Raw genomic sequence first — 5,621 nt, 5'->3', positions numbered from 1 at the left:
CTGGTAAGCTTGACAAGTTGCCTATCGGATGCCCTGGTGAGGGGTTACGGTGGGTGTCTGGTCCTTGAGAACTCAATAGTGTGCACTTGATTGTCAAATGCCAATTTATTATCCCCGGCATCGATCATTTTTGGTTGGTGTTGGTGATTCCTTTTTGGACAAATTATTGAAATCGTCAGTTTTGATTGGTTTCTGTTTGTCAGGTCAAACTCGTAGGCTCCCGGCTTATTCCGCTGGGGGTTTGCATCAGTTTTTTACGGAGAGTTTGATCCTGGCTCAGGACGAACGCTGGCGGCGTGCTTAACACATGCAAGTCGAACGCTGAAGCCCCAGCTTGCTGGGGTGGATGAGTGGCGAACGGGTGAGTAACACGTGAGTAACCTGCCCATCACTCTGGGATAAGCGCTGGAAACGGCGTCTAATACTGGATACGAGCAGCGACCGCATGGTCAGCTGCTGGAAAGACTGGTTCGGTGATGGATGGACTCGCGGCCTATCAGCTTGTTGGTGAGGTAATGGCTCACCAAGGCGACGACGGGTAGCCGGCCTGAGAGGGTGACCGGCCACACTGGGACTGAGACACGGCCCAGACTCCTACGGGAGGCAGCAGTGGGGAATATTGCACAATGGGCGCAAGCCTGATGCAGCAACGCCGCGTGAGGGATGACGGCCTTCGGGTTGTAAACCTCTTTTAGTAGGGAAGAAGCCTTCGGGTGACGGTACCTGCAGAAAAAGCACCGGCTAACTACGTGCCAGCAGCCGCGGTAATACGTAGGGTGCAAGCGTTGTCCGGAATTATTGGGCGTAAAGAGCTCGTAGGCGGCTTGTCGCGTCTGCTGTGAAAACCCGAGGCTCAACCTCGGGCCTGCAGTGGGTACGGGCAAGCTAGAGTGCGGTAGGGGAGATTGGAATTCCTGGTGTAGCGGTGGAATGCGCAGATATCAGGAGGAACACCGATGGCGAAGGCAGATCTCTGGGCCGTAACTGACGCTGAGGAGCGAAAGCATGGGGAGCGAACAGGATTAGATACCCTGGTAGTCCATGCCGTAAACGTTGGGAACTAGATGTAGGGCCTGTTCCACGGGTTCTGTGTCGTAGCTAACGCATTAAGTTCCCCGCCTGGGGAGTACGGCCGCAAGGCTAAAACTCAAAGGAATTGACGGGGGCCCGCACAAGCGGCGGAGCATGCGGATTAATTCGATGCAACGCGAAGAACCTTACCAAGGCTTGACATATGGAAGAACGGGTCAGAAATGATTCACTCTTTGGACACTTCTATACAGGTGGTGCATGGTTGTCGTCAGCTCGTGTCGTGAGATGTTCGGTTAAGTCCGGCAACGAGCGCAACCCTCGTCCTATGTTGCCAGCACGTAATGGTGGGAACTCATGGGATACTGCCGTGGTCAACACGGAGGAAGGTGGGGATGACGTCAAATCATCATGCCCCTTATGTCTTGGGCTTCACGCATGCTACAATGGCCGGTACAATGGGCTGCGATACCGCGAGGTGGAGCGAATCCCAAAAAGCCGGTCTCAGTTCGGATTGGGGTCTGCAACTCGACCCCATGAAGTCGGAGTCGCTAGTAATCGCAGATCAGCAACGCTGCGGTGAATACGTTCCCGGGCCTTGTACACACCGCCCGTCAAGTCATGAAAGTCGGTAACACCCGAAGCCGGTGGCCTAACCCTTGTGGAGGGAGCCGTCGAAGGTGGGACTGGTGATTAGGACTAAGTCGTAACAAGGTAGCCGTACCGGAAGGTGCGGCTGGATCACCTCCTTTCTAAGGAGCTTCTCGGAACTTTCGGGTTTCGCAGAGTAATGCTCGGATCATCACCGAATGTGTGGTGCCGAGTGCTCATGGGTGGAACATTTGACAACGTGAGTGGTGGTTTGCTCGTTTGTGTGAGTACGCCGGTCTTCGGGCTGGTGGGAAAGCGTGGGCGTGTGGGTTGCTGCTTCTTGAGTGCATACTATTGGGTCCTGAAGGCCCAGGCCTTCTGCCGCTTTGTGTGGTGGGGGTGTTGGTCTTCGGGCCATGCTCACGGAACGTGTTGTTCGTGGGGGTGGTACCGGTTGTACGTTGAGAACTACACAGTGGACGCGAGCATCTTCGCGAATCGTATAGCTTCCATTACCTTTTGCGGGGTTGTGGGGGTGGTTCGCGAAAATTCTTTATTCATTGGTTCACATGCACGTTTGTGTGTGTGTTTCTGATTACTTATGTGATTTCAAGTTGCTACGAGCAAACGGTGAATGCCTAGGCATCTGGAGCCGAAGAAGGACGTCGTAATCTGCGATAAGCCTCGGGGAGTTGATAAACGAGCCGTGATCCGAGGATTTCCGAATGGGGAAACCCCGTCAGCCCCTTTATGGGAGCTGATGACTCCCGCCTGAATATATAGGGCGGGGTGAGGGAACGTGGGGAAGTGAAACATCTCAGTACCCACAGGAAGAGAAAACAATAGTGATTCCGGGAGTAGTGGCGAGCGAAACCGGATCAGGCTAAACCGTGCATGTGTGATACCTGGCAGGGGTTGCATGTTCGGGGTTGTGGGACATACCTGGGGGCGCTGCTGAGCCTCCGACGTGAGCGTCATGCTATAGGAGAACGCCTTGGAATGGGCGGCCGGAGTGGGTGAGAGTCCCGTATCCGAAATGGTGTGGCCGCGTGGTGTGTATCCCAAGTAGCACGGGGCCCGAGAAATCCCGTGTGAATCTGTCAGGACCACCTGATAAGCCTAAATACTCCCAGATGACCGATAGCGGACAAGTACCGTGAGGGAAAGGTGAAAAGTACCCCGGGAGGGGAGTGAAATAGTACCTGAAACCGTTTGCTTACAAACCGTTGGAGCACCCGTGTTGGTGTGACAGCGTGCCTTTTGAAGAATGAGCCTGCGAGTTAGCGATACGTGGCGAGGTTAACCCGTGAGGGGGAGCCGGAGCGAAAGCGAGTCTGAATAGGGCGATTCAGTCGCGTGTCCTAGACCCGAAGCGAAGTGATCTATCCATGGCCAGGTTGAAGCGACGGTAAGACGTCGTGGAGGACCGAACCCACTTAGGTTGAAAACTGAGGGGATGAGCTGTGGATAGGGGTGAAAGGCCAATCAAACTTCGTGATAGCTGGTTCTCTCCGAAATGCATTTAGGTGCAGCGTTGCGTGTTTCTTGCCGGAGGTAGAGCTACTGGATGGCCGATGGGCCCTACAAGGTTACTGACGTCAGCTAAACTCCGAATGCCGGTAAGTGAGAGCGCAGCAGTGAGACTGTGGGGGATAAGCTTCATAGTCGAGAGGGAAACAACCCAGATCACCAGTTAAGGTCCCAAAGCGCGTGCTAAGTGGTAAAGGATGTGGAGTTGCTGTGACAACCAGGAGGTTGGCTTAGAAGCAGCCACCCTTGAAAGAGTGCGTAATAGCTCACTGGTCAAGTGATTCCGCGCCGACAATGTAACGGGGCTCAAGCACGCCACCGAAACTGTGGCATTTAACGTATAGACAAGCCTTCGTGGTTCAGTCCGTTGGATGGGTAGGAGAGCGTCGTGTGGCGAGTGAAGCGGCGGAGTGATCCAGCCGTGGATGCTACACGAGTGAGAATGCAGGCATGAGTAGCGAAAGACGGGTGAGAAACCCGTCCTCCGGAAGACCAAGGGTTCCAGGGTCAAGCTAATCTGCCCTGGGTAAGTCGGGACCTAAGGCGAGGCCGACAGGCGTAGTCGATGGACAACGGGTTGATATTCCCGTACCGGCTGTAAACCGTCAAAGACCTAACCAGTAGTGCTAAACAAACCAAGCACTGCACGGATCCTTCGGGTGATGTGTGGTGTGCGGCTGTGAACCCGAACTGGGGTGGTGAGCGTATTAACAGGTGTGACGCAGGAAGGTAGCTGGTCCCGGGCGATGGTTGTCCCGGGCTAAGCATGTAGCCCGTCCCCGAGTAATATTTGGGGGCTTTGGGTGAGATGTGATGGGGACCCGTAAAGGGGAAGTCAGTGATCCTATGCTGCCGAGAAAAGCATCGACGCGAGGTTTACGGTTGCCCGTACCCCAAACCGACTCAGGTGGTCAGGTAGAGAATACTAAGGAGATCGAGATAATCACGGTGAAGGAACTCGGCAAAATGCCCCCGTAACTTCGGGAGAAGGGGGGCCATCCACTTATTAGGATTTACTCCGAAAGGGTGTGGTGGCCGCAGAGACCAGTGGGAAGCGACTGTTTACTAAAAACACAGGTCCGTGCGAACACGCAAGTGGATGTATACGGACTGACGCCTGCCCGGTGCTGGAAGGTTACGAGGAGCGGTTAGACCCTTCGGGGTCGAAGCTGTGAATTTAAGCCCCAGTAAACGGCGGTGGTAACTATAACCATCCTAAGGTAGCGAAATTCCTTGTCGGGTAAGTTCCGACCTGCACGAATGGCGTAACGACTTCCCAGCTGTCTCCACCGTGAACTCGGCGAAATTGCACTACGAGTAAAGATGCTCGTTACGCGCAGAAGGACGGAAAGACCCCGTGACCTTTACTACAGCTTGGTATTGGTGTTCGGTGTGGCTTGTGTAGGATAGGTGGGAGACTGTGAAGCTGACACGCTAGTGTTGGTGGAGTCGTTGTTGAAATACCACTCTGGTCATATTGGATATCTAACTACGGACCCTGATCGGGTTCTGGGACAGTGCCTGGTGGGTAGTTTAACTGGGGCGGTTGCCTCCCAAAATGTAACGGAGGCGCCCAAAGGTTCCCTCAACCTGGTTGGTAATCAGGTGGCGAGTGTAAGTGCACAAGGGAGCTTGACTGTGAGACTGACGGGTCAAGCAGGGACGAAAGTCGGGACTAGTGATCCGGCAGTGGCTTGTGGAAGCGCTGTCGCTCAACGGATAAAAGGTACCTCGGGGATAACAGGCTGATCTTGCCCAAGAGTCCATATCGACGGCATGGTTTGGCACCTCGATGTCGGCTCGTCGCATCCTGGGGCTGGAGTTGGTCCCAAGGGTTGGGCTGTTCGCCCATTAAAGCGGTACGCGAGCTGGGTTTAGAACGTCGTGAGACAGTTCGGTCCCTATCCTCTGCGCGCGTTGGAAATTTGAGAGGATCTGACCCTAGTACGAGAGGACCGGGTTGGACGGACCTCTGGTGTGCCAGTTGTTCTGCCAAGGGCATGGCTGGTTGGCTACGTTCGGGATGGATAACCGCTGAAAGCATCTAAGCGGGAAGCCGGCCTCGAGATGAGATTTCCTTGCGCCTTCGGGCGTGTGAGGCACCCTACAGATTATGGGGTTGATAGGCCAGATGTGGAAGCATAGTAATGTGTGGAGCTGACTGGTACTAATATGCCGATGACTTGATAACACTTTGTTCCCTGGATCAAGAGCTGGGGAAGAGTGATCAGCGTGTTGAAGACTCTTGATGGTGTTCGCGTCTACTTTGTGGTTCTCGATGTATGACCACATGCTTGCATGGGCCCGTGATGGGTGGTGTGTGGGTGTGGGTTGTGTCGATAGTGTTACGGTGGTTATAGCGTCAGGGAAACGCCCGGTTACATTCCGAACCCGGAAGCTAAGGCTGACAGCGCCGATGGTACTGCACTCGGGAGGGTGTGGGAGAGTAGGACACCGCCGGACCTCTTCAC

3 rRNA genes are annotated in these 5,621 nt (G+C 54.6%); all 3 read left to right on the top strand.

What is annotated here, in order from left to right:
* The first annotated feature begins 253 nt into the window (after nucleotides 1-253).
* The 3 genes from J4H85_RS13845 (at nucleotide 254) to rrf (ending at nucleotide 5,613) form a co-directional block, all read left to right on the top strand.
* A 16S ribosomal RNA gene (locus J4H85_RS13845) occupies nucleotides 254-1,781 on the top strand.
* Between the two features lie 446 nt (nucleotides 1,782-2,227).
* Nucleotides 2,228-5,341: ribosomal RNA gene (locus J4H85_RS13840) — 23S ribosomal RNA — on the top strand.
* Between the two features lie 155 nt (nucleotides 5,342-5,496).
* A 5S ribosomal RNA gene (gene rrf / locus J4H85_RS13835) occupies nucleotides 5,497-5,613 on the top strand.
* The 16S, 23S and 5S rRNA genes sit together here, the layout of an rRNA operon.
* The last annotated feature ends 8 nt before the right edge of the window (nucleotides 5,614-5,621 follow it).

This window comes from Leucobacter tardus (assembly GCF_017583045.1).
Lineage (GTDB): Bacteria > Actinomycetota > Actinomycetes > Actinomycetales > Microbacteriaceae > Leucobacter > Leucobacter tardus.
This window is presented reverse-complemented; position numbering and strand designations above follow the sequence as displayed.